General features: G+C 45.6%; 5 protein-coding genes. All 5 read left to right on the top strand.

Translation table 11 applies throughout. The features are described from left to right. Nucleotides 1–826 precede the first annotated feature (826 nt). Nucleotides 827–1,438 carry a DUF3575 domain-containing protein gene (locus ACTQ16_RS08810; RefSeq protein WP_441937040.1) on the top strand — a complete coding sequence of 204 codons (612 nt, stop codon included), beginning with the start codon at nt 827–829 and terminating at the stop codon, nt 1,436–1,438. 41 nt (nt 1,439–1,479) lie between these two features. Beyond that, nucleotides 1,480–3,309: a hypothetical protein gene (locus ACTQ16_RS08815; protein WP_441937042.1), complete on the top strand. Its 1,830-nt coding sequence runs from the start codon at nt 1,480–1,482 to the stop codon at nt 3,307–3,309. Nucleotides 3,310–3,851: 542 nt separating this feature from the next. Beyond that, nucleotides 3,852–4,826: a hypothetical protein gene (locus ACTQ16_RS08820; RefSeq protein WP_441937044.1), complete on the top strand. Its 975-nt coding sequence runs from the start codon at nt 3,852–3,854 to the stop codon at nt 4,824–4,826. 84 nt (nt 4,827–4,910) lie between these two features. Then, nucleotides 4,911–6,086 (top strand): hypothetical protein, encoded by a 1,176-nt coding sequence (locus ACTQ16_RS08825; protein WP_441937046.1) that lies wholly within the window; start codon nt 4,911–4,913, stop codon nt 6,084–6,086. Between the two features lie 13 nt (nt 6,087–6,099). Next, nucleotides 6,100–18,348, top strand: a complete 12,249-nt coding sequence (locus ACTQ16_RS08830; RefSeq protein WP_441937047.1) for a hypothetical protein — start codon at nt 6,100–6,102, stop codon at nt 18,346–18,348. Nucleotides 18,349–18,385: the final 37 nt, after the last annotated feature.

An 18,385-nucleotide genomic window follows, 5' to 3' on the forward strand; every position in this document is an offset into this window, starting at 1 on the left:
CGGTCGACGCCCATCAAAAGCAAGCTTTCGATGTCGTTTCCCCTCGACTTGCATGTGTTAAGCCTGTAGCTAGCGTTCATCCTGAGCCAGGATCAAACTCTCCATTGTAAAGTATCATTTTTACGTCTTGCCTCATTGCTGAAGCAATCGGTGTTTGTTGTCTGTACTTAGGACGAATATCCTTTTCGTTTATTGAAGCTTAGTAAACCTGACTTGTCAATTGCTTGACGGTTCGTTTCTTTTACCCAGTCAACTTCCTTATTTCTAAGAAGTTAACCGCTTCTTGTACTACTTGTCTGTTTATGTAAAATCTTTCAAAGAACTCTTTCTTTAATTGCTAAGAGAAAGTGTATTTCTCAAAAGCGAGTGCAAAAGTACTAACTATTTTCCATTCCACCAAATCTTTTCCGAAAAAAAGTTTGTTTTTTAGTCTCATTTTAACACTTATAAATACTTTAATAACCCAAATTCTAAAAGACACATTATTATATTTGTGCGTGCGCTGGCACAGGCACACAGGTGTGCATACATACGCATAAATATATAATGAAATAAGTTTCGCGTGAAAGCTCCACACGCCCTATAAGGGCAAAAGCTTTCAAAAGTAAAAGAATCGGACAGACGGGGGGGATTTTTAGCATTTTGGTTAACAGACCTTAAATCAAAGAAGTTTTTTCTGTTTTTGTAAGCCTATAAGAGATATTTTGGCTATATTTGCAGCAGAAAATAACATACGAGATAAAATTGCAGCAATAATGAAATTAGCTTTTCTGATAAAATAATTAGACAAATAATATAGAACAGTAAATATAAAAGACGCTGATAGATGAACATCAACAGAAGATTGAGCATGTGGCTCCTTCTTGCTTTTATTCTAACGACTACTCCTATTTCGGCACAAGATTGGCGATTGAAGACCAACCTAGCCTATTGGGCAACAACTACGCCCAATATAGAAGCAGAGAAAAAGATTTCAGACCAATGGTCAATAAACTTCTCCACTGGATGGAACCCATTTACTTTTAGCAAGAACAAGAAACTGAAGCACATTGCTTTACAAACAGAAGTACGCCGTTGGCTCGACAGTCCTTTTTCAGGGCATTTCCTTGGAGCCAACCTACTCTACTCTCATTACAATGTGGGCAGGGTACATTTCCCTTTTGGTCTTTTTCCAAAGGTCAAGAACCACCGATTTCAAGGCGATCTAGGAGCCATTGGCTTCGTCTATGGCTATGACTGGCAGCTCGACAAGAGCAACCGTTGGAACCTGGAGGCAGCCATTGGCTTGGGAATTGGAATTACACATTATACCAAATATAATTGTGAGAAATGTGCCAGTGCCATCGAGAAGAAGACGAAAGCTTTCGTCATGCCTACCAAATTGGCAGTCTCTCTAGTTTACAACTTGGACACAAAAGATACGGACAAGCCAAATTAGAATAAAAAATAGTAATAATACATTTAAATCAATTTTAGATTATGAAGAAAGTGAAGTTTTTCGGCTTAGCAGGAATCATTCTTCTTGCAAGCGGAGCAGGTTTCTCTTCCTGCTCATCAGATTCAGCAGATCCTACAGGCGGTACAGGTGTGGCAGGACAGGTTGTTAAGACCCAGTTCGCCATCAACATCCCTTATGGCAATAATCCTTCGGCTAATCAGGCGAAGAAGGTGACTCGTATGACTGCTGACATGACTCAGCAGAATAACCATTTCCGTGGCATTTCAGACATTGTTCTGCTGACTTTCAGTGGAGATCCTGCAACGACAACAAGTATCACTGATGCTACAAGTATTATAAATATCGGCACAGACGACAATGCATATGCTCAGGACGATTATCGTAGACTTTATCGTGATATTGAAATTCCTGTAGGAACTAGCTATATAGCCTTCTACGGTAAAGCTACCAAAAATGGAGAATCTTCATTCAGGACTGGTGAGATTACCGATGAGGGAACCTCAGGAAAAACTCTAGCAAACATATCACATAAGTTAACTCCTATCAAGAGCGATGCTGATTTCGAAACTGACGAAGATGCTCAAGCTATCATCGGTGCATTAAATGCAATTGCCAACGCAAAGGTTAATGATAATGGAACAGATTATACTTGGGCAAATATCGACAATGTATCTACTTCCCTTTCATGGCTTACAGATCATGAGAAAAAGTTTTTAGCTGATCGATATAAGACTTTCATTAAGCTTAAAGCAGGTTCAAAAGCATCTGTAAAAGCTTGTATTGAGAGTCTGATGGCAGCATTAGCAGGTGAGACTCCTGAAGCAGGCGTTCCAGATACCAAAAAATTAACAGCAGAGATTTACAAAAAATGCCAAGAAGCTTTGGGTACGATAAATACACTCAGAGAATTTCCGAGAAATCTCAACTTGCCAGATGGTGTTGCTGCTTTAAGCTGGAATACTGGGGAGAGCAAGTTTGCATACAGCGCTCCAGGAAACGACCTCTTCAGTACTGGCAACACTATTAACTATCAAAAGATATGCTATCCTGCCGAACTGTCGTATTTTGTAAATACAAAGACTATGGTTTCAGATAAAGACATGTCTAGTTTAAGTGATTTTCCTGCGTATAATGATTGGACACAAAACACAGAAACTGGTTGGACCGCAAAGACAAACTTTGAAGAAAAAGCAGTTGTAAATTCCACAAAAACTGTAGGTTTGAAAGACCCAGTTCAGTATAGTGTGGCTGTGTTGAAATCTACTGTAAAATGTAATGCAGCAAAACTAGATGACAATGCAAAACAGGCAGGTAAGCTAGAAGCGGATCAACAGATTACAGTTCCTACAGACGGTTTCCCTGTAAGTGGTATTTTGATTGGTGGTCAGCCTGAATCAGTAGACTGGAAGTATGAGCCTACAGAGACATTTGCAAATACCATCTATGACCAAAACATGAATGGTACAATTACAGCAGGTACATCTACCTCAACACCAAACTATACTCTTGTCTTTGATAACAAAAGTACAGATACAAAGCCTGTATTTGTAACCATCGAGTTAGAGAACAACTCAGGCATGGACTTCTACGGACAAGATGGTATCATTCTTAAGAATACAAAGTTCTATCTGGTTGGTAAGTTAGACCCTACTGCTTCAACAGCTACAACTAAACCAGCTGGCGTTGACCGTGTATTCGTGCAGGATCATATAACAACCGCAAACTTCACCATCAAGGATTTGAAGAAAGCATACAACTGTATTCCTGACCTCAGAACATCAGGTATCAACGTTGGTCTCGCAGTAGACCTCGAGTGGAAGTCTGGTATTACATTCGATGTAAATTTGTAAGAAAAAGATAATGAAGGATACCCTTCAAAAAACTGAAGGAACTGAAGGATAGGATGCACAGAAGGAACTGAAGGATGAAATTAAAAAATCATTTTTATATGCAGCGTAGAGCAAAAAAGATGCAATTATATGATTATCAAGCAATTGCAATATATTTGGCCATATGTTAAAATGCTGTTTTTGATATGATATTATTATGTTTGAAAACTGCCTTCAGTTCCTTCAGCCCCAAAATCTGTCCAAACGGTTTGCTTTTTAACAGAAATTACACATTCTGTGATACCCATCCTTCAGAACCTTCAGTTTTCACGATTCTCTCCTTCAAAAATACTGCATTTTTGGGGTTTCAAATATTTTTACCACACTCCTGCAGGGAAATATGAAGCGGAGAAAAGGATTTATCTTACTGAGATAATTTTCTATCTTACAGAGATATTTTTTTATTTCATAGAGATAATTTCCTATCTTACAGAGATACTGGACAGAACTACTCCCAATAAGGGAGACATACAGATTATGAAATTAAAAACTCGGAAAGAACAATGAAGATTCGATATAGAATGTTTCTGATAGCTATGATGACGATAGGCATCGCCTTCGGATTGTCTTCTTGTATCGATGAAGACATGAGCAAGTGCGGCAAAGACTATAAGATAAGGTATAACCTGGTACTCAATACGCAGATTAATACCATCATCGACATGGATCTGAATCTCATCACCGAACAGGAAATAGCAGAGAGACTGAAACAGGCGCTCAGCAAGGTCTTCACCGACCATGCCCACGACAACGACCTCTCCTTCTTCGTAGGCGAAGACCTCTTCCACCACGAGGCAAACAAAATGGGTACCAACTCGGTATCCTATACCATCTATCTGCCCCGCAACAACTATAAGAATCTCTCCCTCGCCAATACCGGCAGTGCAGACAACGTACAGATTACAGGAGCCAACACCTGTAAGACGCTCGCCCTGCAGCAAGAGCAGAAAGATACCATCAACAGCCATAACATCGGATTGTTCTCTTCCCGTTTCACCATCAACGAAAACGACTTTGAGCACGACCTGTATACCACCCTCTATATGGCAAACTGTGCTGCGGTGGTGGTCATCGACCAGAGCAAGGTGCAGCCCACCAGACTCTGGGGATTTGTAGAAGGCATGGCAACCCAGTTCCAGGTGAACGACAGTCTCTACACCTCAACCCGGAATACCCTGGTGAGAGCCAACCGACTCAACGAAGGCATGACAACCTATTCCATCCCTTCTCACGATGCCCTCTATACGGTCAGTTTCCCCAGCACCCAATCAGAATGGCGCTACCACGTCATCACCCAGATAAACGGTAAATATACCGAAACCATCTTCACGATGAACGAACCACTGAAAGCCGGCAAGCTTAAGATTATCAAGACCCGACTGAAGGAAGACGGTTCGCTCTCTACCAGTAACACCGCTGTAGGCGTAAGTGTGAAACTCGACTGGAAACCGGGAGGAAGCCACGACATTGACATTTAAGTGAAGAGTGAAGAACGAAGAGTGAAGAAACAACGTTCGGCGGCCGAAGGGCAAGCCAATTCAACGGCTATAAAGATTTGATACATGAATCATATTACGAAATACATATTTGCGATACTATCGCTTATCATGCTGGCAGGATGCAGCGAGAAGGACGAGGTGAGACCGATGGATACGTTGGCACCCATCTCGCTCACCCTATCTGTGCCTGCCGATAAGACAAACACACGCGTCGGAGACCCGGGAGCAGACACCAACGACAAGGTAGACTGGGACCAGCTCACCATCATCGTTGCCTATAAGGAAAAGGCCCAAGGCGACGAAATCATAGATGGAGCACCCCAGAAAATGGTATATTACGACACCTATACCAAAGAAGAATTCGACCGGGATACCCTCGTCACCCATCCCACCTCAACCCTTTCAGGACCTGATGCCAACGGCTTTCGCACCTATACGATGTATCTGCCGTTAGGCACCTGTTGCGTTTATGGGGTTACCTATAGTAGCGGACAGGGGCTGGATCTGGAAAAGATGCTAGACGGCATCGCAAAAGACGGACAAGACCATAACTCAGACATTTATAATTTACAGATTAGCAACGACTATGCTCATAAAAACGGAGCCATCGACATAGCCAAGTTTATCAGCGTAGCCACAGGCTATGCACTCAAGCTAGACCCTGAGACGCAAATTCTCACCAATGACAGAGATATAAAAGTAGAAAAAAACATCAATGCCAATATCAACACCAAGCAATACTGGCGCATGGTACTGGGCAGACTGGCTGCCAAGATTGACATCCAATGGGATGCCAAGGGAGCCTACGAGAAAGACAAGGATGGAAATCTGAAATATACCAACGTGAAAGTAAGCCAGTTTACTTATCACGGAGAACCGAAAGGAACAACGAAAGCTGATGCAGGATGCGGAAGACTCTTCCCTACCCTTTACCACCAAGAAGTAACTTCCAGGACTTCGGTAAGCGGCCACACAACCTTTGTGAACACCTCGGAAATCAGCAAGCGTAACGGAAGAGTATATCATTATACCTTCCCAGACGGAACCAATCCTCCTCGCCTCACCTTCCAGCTTGATACTGAGAAAGAGGGAACGAGCAAGACATACAACGTGACATTTGACATGAGTAATCTGAAAGATGGCTTTATCCCAGCCCGCTGGTACAAGATAAACGTAACCATCAAGGGCACCAAACTCGGTGATAAATCAGATATCACGATCAATAATTTCAACATATAAAACTCTTTTCAGCATGAGAATACAACATACGACATACAGGAAAATCATAGCAGTCCTCATCCTCCTGGGTTGCACCTGCCAGCTGTCAGCACAAGGCAAGACCTATCATGTAAAAGCAGATTCCGAGATAACTGCATCCGGCAACGACGGTTTATCGTGGGAGAATGCTATCACCCTGACAGAAGCGCTGAGCCAAGCCAAGGCTGGCGATGAAATCTGGGTGAAAGGCTACGAGGATATTACCGGTCACATCTACAAGGCACCGGAGGGAGGCTTCGTTCTCCCTTCGGGCGTTGCCATGTATGGAGGTTTTGCAGGAGATGAAAACAACAAGAACGATCTCCCTACGGGCAGACACAAATATCAGATGAAGTATCAGACGGCTCTGGTGGGCGATATCAACACCAACGACAAGGCGAGCCAGCAGCTGATTATCTATCCAGAGAACACCACCCGCACCGACAATGCCATTCATGTGCTGACCCTCCAGATGGGCGTAACACAGGACAACACCAACGACGGCAACAAGCCAACTATAGTTTCCGGTTTCCTCATCGCAGCAGGTAATGCCAAGGGAGAGAACACTTCTGCAAATGGCAGAGGCGGCGGCATCTACGTGGTAAACAACAGCAACGACAACAATGCCGGCAGCCGTTACTTCCGTATTTCGCAATGTAACTTTGCGAACAACTACGGCATGCGCGGCGGTGCCATCTATGTAGATAATTCCTGTACCAACCCGCAGTCAGCCATCAGCTACTGCAGCATTTTTAATAATGTGGCAGGCAAGCGAGGCTCCAGCGAAAACGAAGGTGGCGGTATGTGGATAGACGGAACAGCCACCGTCTACAACTGCAACATCAACAACAATACGAACGGCGGTATCCGACTTTCGAACACATCGAAAATCGTCAACTGTTCTGTTATTGCCAACACCGTATCAGCCGCAGACCTGACCACAGACGGGGCTTCAAACAGCAATGGCGGCGGAGCAGTTTACAACACCGTGCTCTGGCATTCCACTGCACTCAGCAAGCAAGACAGCCGTCCTGCCTTCTATTCCTGTGCATTTCCGGAAGTAGAGGTAACCGATTCCAAGGCCAACACCGACGCAAACGGGAACGTAAGGATCAGCAAAGAGAACCACGGCATTGAGCCAGCCCCTTGGTTCAAGCAGATTGCCGTAACCCAGGGTTACGACTTCTCGTTCAGCAGTAACCTGAAGCAATTATACAGCACCGCCTTCACTTTTGAGGAAACCTCTGCCCTTTTGAACAAGGGAAATCTGGAATACTACACCAACAACGTAGTTAAAGCAAACCTGGAAACTACCTCTACCGACATCATGGGTAGAACACGCTACCAGAATCAGGACAACACCATCGACATCGGCGCCTACGAGTATGCCCGAATGAAGCCAGGACGCATCAGATACGTGAAGCCCCAGAAAGAGGGACTTGGCGACGGATCATCATGGGAAAATGCCACGGACGATATCCAGTGGGCCATCAACAATTTGGCAGAAAAGGCACCAGGCGAGAAAGGCGAAGTCTGGGTAGCAGCCGGAACCTATGTAGTAAAAGACCGTATCATTGCTAATGATGCCTCTGCACCGGTATCCCTACTGATGAAGAATGGCATCAGCGTTTATGGCTCCTTCAAGGGAACAGAGAAAAGACGTTCCGAGCGCATTGAGGACTCCAAGAATTTAAAGCCATGGGGCTGGAATCAGGAATCTATCATCAGGGGTGCGGAATTCAAGGGAAGCGATGATGCCAACTGGAATAATAATGACGAAGCCTGGAACATAAAGAACAGCGGTTCCTACCATGTGGTATGGTTTGCTCCCCTGCCTGAAGAAAAAGCCTTTACCGACGAAGTATATCTGGAAGGTTTCACCATTGAGGGAGGTAAATATAACGAAACGAACGCAACCCAATACGCCCCAGACTGTGGTGCAGGCGTTTATATCAACGACCCGTCAGCCCGAATGCGTTACTGTACCGTGAGATTCTGTAACCCGGGCATGAAAGAAAGCGGAAGCATCAAGCCTCGTGGCGGCGGCATCTACTGCAAGAACGGACAGACGGAAGGTAACCTGGTATACGACTGCTCGGCTTACCAGGGCGGAGGCATCTATATTGACGAAGCCGGCTTCATCACCCGAAGTATGGTAACCAACTGTTCTGCCTATCAGGGAGCAGGTGTTTATCTGAAGGGTGACGCTAGCAACCCAGAGAAAGCCTATTATCAGATTCTTGCCACCTCGGTAATCAGTAACAATACCAGTACCCGAAATGGTGCTGTGTATCTGGATGGTCACGGACTGGTGATTAACAACACCATCGTCAACAACTATACCAACAACACCAAGGATCCTGCTGACGAGCTGTCATCCAATACGGGTGGTGTGTATATCAAGGAAAAAGGTCTTCTTGCCAACAACGTCATCTGGAACAACTCGCTGCTCCGGCACAAGTCTGGCACCAGCAACTCTGCGTCCATGGCACAGATTTATGCAGCCAACCCATCAGAAGAGACCGTACAGTTCTACAACAACGCCATCTCGGATGTAAATGCAGCCAAATGGACCAGCACCTATCAGAGCGGAACCATCTCCATCAACACGTATTACTCGGGCAAGGGATTCGTGATGGGCAAGGAAGCACCTTACAACACGGTGAAAGCCTTCGACGAGAACCGTGGCGTTCTTACAGACATGAAGACGGTGAACTATTACTGGGAAACATTGACAGGTAGCCGACTGCGCAACGTGGGTATCAGCTATGCTCTCCTACCATCTTCCTACCTGTATCAGCCAAAAATAGACCTGAACGGAAAAGCTATCAGTTCGGTTCCGTCAGCAGGAGCCTATATGGCTGACAACCACGACCTTGTATTTGAAAAGAATGACAGCAAGAAACGCCTGCGCATCTACTTTGACCGTTCACGAGAACTGGTGGACGGAACAGGAGAGTCGTGGGAAAAGAGCTATACCTCAACATCTGCAGATGAAGTACTCGGTTATCTTGCCGACATCAAGGCTGGGGACAATATCAAGGTAGTTACCAAGGACAATACTACACCAGAGGATTTCACTATTGAGAAGAACAGCGGATGGGAGTTTGAAATCTGCGGTCGTGAGGGTATCTTCGAACCGAAGATTGCCTACACGTTCGAGGAAACAGATGCCAGGTCATGCACCTTTAACATTCAACCTTGCGTACTCCCAATTACCGTGTATGGCGGTTATCCGGAATATTCAGAGAATCCGAATCCGAAGGATGAAGACCGCGACCCTATCAAATACCGCACCGAGCTGAACGGAAACCTGAACGGTTCAGAACTCAACGAGGGTCTCTACCATCTGGTCCGCATCGAAGCAGGTGCCAACATCACCATCGACGGCTATGCCTTTACCCATGCATACGCTGCCGGTACTGCCTACATGCCTTATGGTGGCGGCGTGCTGATAGGCAGCATGGACCAGAGCAGCCAAGCAACTACCGTGAAGCTGAAGAATTGCATCTTTGAGAACAACACGGCGGCAGATGGCGGTGCTATCGCTACCATGCCGGATGCTGTGAATGTGAAATTGGAACTGGAAAACTGCGTCATCAATAACAATACGAGCAAGGATCCGCTTAATCCAAATCCTTCGGGGCTGCCTTCCATCATCTATCTGAACAAAAGCCAAGGCAGCAACAACACTCTCACACTCAACCATGTAAGCATCATCAACAATGAGGGAGTAGCACCAGATTACGACCTTGTGAAGGCTACCTCGTATGCTGTAGGAAACAAACTGAACATCAACGGCACATGGGATGATTCGAAATGCAAGAACAGCAGCATGGATATTAACACTCTTGGAAAAAACGGAGCCCTGAACTTCAGCAACCCAACCAATGAAGTGGGTGCCAAGATGAGCGGCAACGTTTATTACGGAGGCTATTCATCCTTCCGTCCGTTGACCAGTTCTGCAGAGGCTGGTGCAATCATCAACAGTGCCCAAGAAAGCAATGCAAATACAACAGCCAAGGACATCACCGGCGAAGACCGCAACTTAGGTGGTGTTCCTGACCTGGGTGCATACGAAGCTCTCCTGCCAAAAGCAGGAAAGATTATCTACGTACGTTCGTACAACCAGGACTATAAAAGCAGCAGCGATGCCAATAATGACGACCAGGACGGCAACCCGAACTTCAATCTTCTGAATGAATCTAGAACCGAATATGACGGAAGCAGCTGGGACAAGGCCATCATCGGTAACGCCATGTGTGACAATACAATTGATAGAACGGGCAATGACTTCTATGTAAAGCAGGGTGACAATACGCTGCTTAGCACCACTATTGACAATATGGATTATAGACAAGCTAAAGGCAAGTATCGTTCTGAAATAGATTCTTATGGCGATTTCTGGACAAACTCAGATAACCAAGCGCGAGCCTATTCCAACAATTGGGGAACCTATAACAAAATTACCAACAACAGAAAGGAGCAATACATCAGCGGTCTGCAATATGCTGTGGAAAGAGCGGCAGAATTGAATAAGAATATCACAGACAAGAAAGACTGGGTAGTAGTTTGGGTAGGTGCAGGCATCTATACCGACTACAAAGGCTTTGTTGTCAGAGACAAGGTGGAGGTAATAGGCGGTTTCCCATACAAAGGCTATCCTGGAGAAGACGACCGTCATCCGCTGCTGTCACAATACGTGCCGGCACGCAAGGAATACGAGAATCTGGACAAGACCAAATATGAGACCATTCTACAAATCAGAAAGGAATCGCCTGTATACTTCACAAACAGCAGCAAGGAAATGTGGTATCAGGAGAACAAGCCTTCTGATGGCTCTAATTATGACTTTACAAAAACATTGATAAACAGCGGGAAAACAGAGCGCCATTATGTACTGTATCAGCCAGACGTATGCCTTCCTACCTGGTCGCCATCGGGTGATGGAAACACCACACGTACCGACGGTAATGCTGTACGCTATAAAGAACCTTTAAAAGACGATAAAAACTACGTGGATTACGAGCATGCCAAATGGGATGGCTTCTCTGTACGTCACGGTTACATCATCAACTATCCTGGTGCCAATCGTGACGGAGGAGCTGGTGTGCGTGTATTCCGAGGAGTAGAACTGGAAAACCTTATCATCGTCAACAACTTCAACCATGGCAGTCGCGTGCGTGGTGGCGGTTTGTATATGGACGGCGAGAACAGTAAGATTTCGAACAGTTACCTGCTGAGAAACCTGAGTTATGCCAACAGCAGTGAAAGTTATGGAGGCGGAGCCTATATGATTCAAGGTACCGGCTACAACCTTGTGGTGGCAAACAACCGTTGCTATAACGGAAGCAGCTGTCGTGGCGGAGGTATCTTCCTGGAGAGTGCCAAGTTCTACAACAATACCATCGCCTACAATATGGCGCAAAACGGAACCGGCATCTATCACTGGCAGGATGCCAAAACCGGAGTTGCATCGCAGCTTTCACTCTACAACTGTATCATCTATGATAATTATAACAACGGCAAGCAGATTACAGATCAGGTAAACTCTGCGGCAAAGGACAAAATGAATCCATCTCACAACTGCTACATGAACAGTAGTGACCTCAGCAACAAATTCCAGGAAAGCGATGGTAACTTTACGGGAACGAAGGCTCAGGCTTTCCCATTTGAAGACCAGACCTACGAAAGTGGAAAAGACGGAGTTTTCCGCTTCCGCAATGCCCGATTAAAGAATAACTTCCGCCTGAACGAGGCTGATGGTTTAGCAGGTAACAAGTGTCTGAATGGCGGTACCACAAATGTAGGAAATGGAATCATCCTTCCGGAAACCGATATGGACTATACCAACCGTATCAAGGACTGCGCCATAGATATCGGTGCCTATGAGGCTAACAATACTGCCAATATCGCGCCACAGAAAAAGACAAACAGCGCAGGTATTGTAGATTACATTTATTATGTAACCCAAAACGGATGGGGAAACAGAAGTGGAGACAGTCCGGAAAACGCTGCCTGTGCTGACAAGCTGCAGGATGTGCTGACTGCTGCGGGAAAGAAATTTGAAACAGAGAACCGGGACATCACAGATAACACCCAAAAGCATCAGGTGTTTGTAAAAGTGGCAGGCTATCAGGCTGATGAAACCGGAAAGCGCTTTACTTATCATGCCAATACGCTGGCAGACCCTAGCGATCCGCAGAGCTATACCTTCCTGATTCCTAACGGAGTATGCCTGATGGGTGGTTACTATGAGGGTGACCAGGAAGGAGGTAAGCTGAAAGATGGAACCGCCAATTGGGATAATGACATACGCGACTGTATCAGCTCATACCAGACGGTATTGAGCGCGAAGACCGAAGTAAAAGAAGGTTCTGCCGTTAACCAGGAGGTGAACGGCTACCACACCGTGTGCTTCGGCAAATGGCCTACGGGCGACTATGACGACTACAACACCACTGCCTTGACAGAGAATACCATCATAGATGGCTGTCGCCTGATTGATGGTAACGCAAGCGACAAATCGGGCTTCAAGAGTATGGGTGGTGCAGCCATTGTACCAAGAATGGCACATGTACGCAACTGTGAGATTTCCGACTGTCAGGCTACCCTGGGCGGTGCTCTCATGTTGCTGAAAGGTAGCATCGTAAGCGGTAGTGTCATCGTAAGAAACAAGGCACAGAAAGGTGGTGCCATCTATGCGCTCCGTTCCAACGATAAGAACGAAGACATCAAGAACTACCATGCCTACGTCATCTCATGCACCATTGCCAGAAACGAGGCAACCATTGGTGGCGGAATCTACCAGGAGGAGAACTCCCTGATTGGCGGTAACACCGTGATATGGGGAAATACGGCACAGACCGATAACAACATCAGCGGTGATGTGAACTATCAGTCTCACGACTTTCTGCAGGGAATCGGAAAATATTCGGAAGAATTATTCTATCCATACAACTATTGTTTTGTAGAGAAGATGGCGTTGCCAGCCAACAGAATGAATACGGAAATGACCAGCGACCTGGACAGTTACTTCAACGACAACAAAATCTTCAAGCCTCGTGCCTATTCACCATTGATTGGCAACGGAGTTGAGAAAGAATACGTCAATGCATGGAAGAATTATGGTATCAGCAGCTACGACATTACCGGTAAGGAAAGAAACATGACCAAGCAACAGACAGCAGGTGCATACACATCTGATCTGCCTGAGTTTAATAAAAGCAAGCTTCTGAAGCGCCTGTTCGTTTCTCAGACAGGTGGTGAGATTGTAACAGAAGAAGAGAAGGCAAAGTATTATGGCCGCTCCTTCCTGACTCCTTTCAACAGTCTCGAAGCAGCCCTCGATTACATCAATGAGGCACGAGAAAAGAATGTGGCGAATGATAATACCCACTTCGAGATTCTGATGACAGGTGGAACCTACAAGCCGAGCAAGATGCGACAGAATAAAGACCTTTCGCCAGAGCAAAACACGATAGACCGCCGCTTGCAGAGCTTCACCATCCCTGTGAACGTAGATATCTTCGGCAGTTTCTCGAAAGATGACCTGTATTCTTCTACTCCTGTTGATCCTGCTACGGGAAAAGAAACTGAAGATAAGTTTACAAGCTTTGGAGGTAAGACTTTGACTCCAGATGAAGCCATCAAAGATATTCTGGCAAAACGCAACAAGGACTACATGACCGACAACAATAAGAACGGATTGATAGAGCCATGGGAGTTCCAGAATCCTACGATTCTTTCCGGTGACATCAAGGCATCGGAAAAGGAACGTAATGTATATCATGTAGTCTACAGCAATGCGGGATCAACTAATACTTCGACTACATCGAACAACGAAGTCGTATTAGACGGTATTACCATCATGAATGGTGAGACCATGACAAAACTGAAGACTGAAGAAGGAGGAACTAACGAAGTTGCCGAGATTGGTCGAGGAGGCGGTATCTACACCAACCGCGTGAACTATACATTGAACCGTTGCCGACTGATCAAAAACTCCGGTCTGCATGGCGGAGCTGTCTATGTAAACAATGCAAGTCTAGACATCATCGGCAGTACTATCAGCGGAAACAGTAACGTATCAGAAAAAGCTAGTCAGGATGAAGTCACCGAACCTGGTAAGGGTGGAGCCATCTATCTCTATCTCACAGAATCAGAGAATGGAAACCTGCATATCGTCAACTCGCTCTTAGCCAACAATGACGTAACTTGTGGCAGATATACGGGCACACAAAAATCACAAGGCGGAGCCATCTACATCCGTAGAGCAAACGATGCCGGCAGTATGGCTGCGGGCTATCAGGATGCCTACATCGTAAACAGCCTCATCGTGAACAACAAGGCAAAGCAAGATGGAGCTATTCATGTGGAGAACGAGGTAACAAGCGGTACGATTACACCTATATTATATAATACCGCCATTTGGGGTAATGAATCAACTGTAACTGAGGGTGACAAAGTTCTCCTCAAGAGAGAGCACATGCGCAACTGTGCCTGGGATGAATTACCTGCTTCTACAGTTTCTCCAGCAACGGATGGCAATATCAAGTTGAACAAGGAGAATATTGCATCGGCTGGTCCACGTTTCACAGAGCCTACAACCACAAAGGGTTACGAAGGTTATAAACCGGATGCCAAATGGAATCCTCAGGCTATCTCTGTGCTTACAGATGCAGGTGACGGAAAGAAGGATGCAGACAATACAAACGAGACTGGTAAATATCTGAATTGGTGGAGTATGCACAATAATCGCCTTAAGGAATATGGTTATCCATCTGAGTATATCCGTTCTGCTAACAGCAGTAAGGAATACTACAGATACGTAGGTCCGAAAGACGAGAAAGGTGATGAAGCAGAAAAGCCTATCGACATCGGTATGTATGAATTCCAGTATGTATTCACGTTTACAGACTTTGAAAAGGTTTATATCGGTACGGAAGAGAAAGGAAATGGCGATGGTAGCAGTTGGGATAACCAAAGCACCGACCTTCGTGGTGCCATCATTGCCATGGCTAACCCTTCTGGTAACAAATTTTCAGGTACTACAATCAACAACAACAGAAAAGTGTTTGTACGTGGAGGTACCTATTATTCGCCAACCTACTCTAGCGGTGATGCCTTCTCTCTCATTGTAAACAATGCCGAGAAGGCTAAATATATAGAATCAATTGAACTTGTAGGTGGTTGTACGGGCTCGAAAAATGCTGACGGTACAGAGGTGCAAGACTTCAGCAAACCTTCGGTACTCATTGAGAACCCAGCCAAGGCGGGCGAAACCAAAAACTTGCTTAATATCGTAACGAATGGTAAGCCGGTAACTATTTCCGGTTTCACATTCCAGAACCAGAGTGGCGTGGGAGTAAATGCGATGGTTAATTTGTCTACCAATAATGAAGGAAGTCTTTTAAAGGTACACAATAGTGCCTTTAGAAAGAACAAGAAAACCGGAATGGTAGTTAACAATAATGCTGCAACAGAAGATAACGAATCCGGCATAAAGATGTGGAACGTATTGTTTGCTGACGGAGAAGGAAATGGTCTTAAAATCACTAAATCCCAATCAGCAGACATAACAAATGCTACATTTGTTAACAATACAGACACTGCGGTTGTTGGAACCCAAAGTGTCTATAATTCTGTGGCATGGAAGAATGGTTTGCAAGATCTTACAAAAGATATTGGATATAATAATGTCATGATTGATAAAAGTATCGAAAATGGTGATGTGCTAAATGGTCCAAACTTTGTTGATCCGGAAAATGGCGACTATAGAATTCGCCCTAGCCTCAAGTTACTCGACCAAGGAAACAATGAGAATTATCGCAAAAACGTTGGGTTGGATAAAAAATACAAAGGCAAGGAGATTGATTATCCTGCAACTTTAGCTGCAGAAAAGGACTTGGGCAATACAGCCCGTCTGATTGGCGACAACATCGATATCGGTGCATACGAGTGCGACACGAAGTTGCGGGATATTATCTATGTAAAAGAAGGTTCTGCTGTTGCAGGAACAGGTGAAAGCTGGGATAACCCAACCAACGACCTGCAAGGCGCCATTAACCTGGCTGAGCTTTATGCCAACAAGAATGCAGGTAAATATGGCTACGTCTTCGTAGATAGGAACCTGAAGGCTGATAACGTGAACATCAGCATGCCAGGCGTCAAGATGTTTGGTTCAATGCACGAAGAAAAAAGTTCTGAAACAGAACCAGATGCTATCGTGAAGGATCTCCTTACTCAGAGAAAAGGAATCATCGAGTCTGCCAGTCAGTCTGCCATCAATGGACTGACACTCAACAGCGGAACTACAGATATGTGTATTGTTGATGGTTTCAAGGTTTCGGGCGACGTCAGCCTCCAGGGCAACAGCATGCTCTCTACCTCTGTCCTTGATGCAACCACAAACGTAACTGGAGATGCAGAAGGTTTACTCTACAACAGTCTGGCATTAGGAACCGTGGAGAATGTAAAGACCGTCAATGTAACTGCTTCCGGCGAATTACTATCACCAGATGGTAGTGCTGCCAACAGAGCATCTGTAACCACCTATAATAAATATGTGAAAGATGATTATTGGAAGTACCAGCTTGATGAAACATCTGGCGACATCAACGCTAACACAGACGCAAGCAAAACCCAAGAATGCATCGACATGGTGATGCACAACCATGACCTTGCCGGCAACCAACGCATCAGAGACAAGGTAGATAACGGATGTTTCGAGACTTGGTATCTGACAAACGAGGCAGAAGCAAAGAAGACAGATTATCCTCATGGTAAATCTGTGGTCTATGTCATGGCAGAAGACAAGGAGCTGAAACTCGACAACACATTCTATACAGAAACGAATCCGTTCAGCCCAGGCTTCCTGCTTTTGAAGCACCACGCTGGTTTAAGAGGCAACAACAGTTATGTAAACCTCACCAACTTTGCCGTGGAAAGAAACCTGAAGACAGGAACCAACTTCTTCTCCATGCCTTTCAAGGCTACCAATATGGAGGTTGAGGGCACAAATAATCCTGCTGATGGTAGCGTAGTAGCCTACTACTATAATGCAGCTACTCGTGCCAAATACGACTATAAGTTTGACCAAAACGATAGTAAAGCATGGGTAAGAGGTGTGGATAACCAGCGAAACTTTACCGCAGGTTTCAGAATGGATGCCACAGCAGCTAAGACCGTCCGTTTCTATGGAATCAGTTACACAGAGAACGGTAGTCAGTTAGGACAGATTATCTTGACGCAGAACAACAACCAGCAGCCATGGTCAGACAGTAATGGCGGCGGTTTGAAGTTCACCCACAAGGAGAACATGGGCTGGAACCTCTTCGGTTCTCCTTATCTCTGCGCCATGAACTATAGCGATATGGAATATGGCAGAGTCATCTACCAATGCGAAGAAAACGGCAGCTACAAGGCTATCAATACCTATGATGGTAGCACAACGGATGGCTACATCCCGGCGATGGATGCCGTGTTTACGCAGACTGCCACTCTGGATAATTCAGAAAGCGTGATAGTAGGGCATTCGGAAGCAAGGGCAACAACAGCCTATCAAGCAACCCGAGCCCTCGACATCGCTATCACCCAGAACAGCAGAACAAGCAGAGCGGGCAACGGCACTCCTGTAGATGACCAGCTCCAGTTGAACGCAGTTCCTGCACAGGAGGCGAAATCAGACTTCGACCTGGGAAGTGACGGCGTGAAATGGATAAATAGCCAGAATGCCCAGATTTATGCTAACCGTAATGGTGGGCGCTACTCACTCCTTTCAGCCGTAAGTATCGAAGCAGAACAGAGCATCGGCGTCAGTCTGCCGGAGACGGGTGAATACTCCATCAGCATCCCTGAGGATTGCGATGCCAGCGAATACGAAACCGTTTGGCTGAAGGACAAGGAAACCGGAAAGGCGGTAGATCTGAAGGAAGGAAGCTATCAGTTCGATGCCACCCAGGCTGGCGAGATGAACAGCCGATTCAGCATCAGCTTCAACCGTATGACAACTGACATGAAGTCAGTCATTACGGTCAGCACCGATGGCAGGGGCATCATTCGCGTGAAGGGTTTGAAGCCTGCCGACTTCATCAGAGTATACGGTACCACGGGAGTTCTTGCTGCCCAAAAGGAGGCTAGAGCTGAGAATGAGACACTTCGCACAGCCGTGAACGGTACGGTGGTCGTAGAGGTGACACGAGGCGGCAAACAAGTTGCCGTTAGGAAGATAGCCGTAAGATAACGGCTGGAAGATTGTAAAAAGACAGTCGGAATAACGT

This window comes from Prevotella sp. LCP21S3_D2, assembly GCF_052118345.1.
Lineage (GTDB): Bacteria > Bacteroidota > Bacteroidia > Bacteroidales > Bacteroidaceae > Prevotella.

Bases quoted from the DNA above. Each gene is read 5' to 3' on its own strand.
- ACTQ16_RS08810 (WP_441937040.1), top strand. From the start codon at position 827: ATGAACATCAACAGAAGATTGAGCATGTGGCTCCTTCTTGCTTTTATT.
- ACTQ16_RS08815 (WP_441937042.1), top strand. From the start codon at position 1,480: ATGAAGAAAGTGAAGTTTTTCGGCTTAGCAGGAATCATTCTTCTTGCA.
- ACTQ16_RS08820 (WP_441937044.1), top strand. From the start codon at position 3,852: ATGAAGATTCGATATAGAATGTTTCTGATAGCTATGATGACGATAGGC.
- ACTQ16_RS08825 (WP_441937046.1), top strand. From the start codon at position 4,911: ATGAATCATATTACGAAATACATATTTGCGATACTATCGCTTATCATG.
- ACTQ16_RS08830 (WP_441937047.1), top strand. From the start codon at position 6,100: ATGAGAATACAACATACGACATACAGGAAAATCATAGCAGTCCTCATC.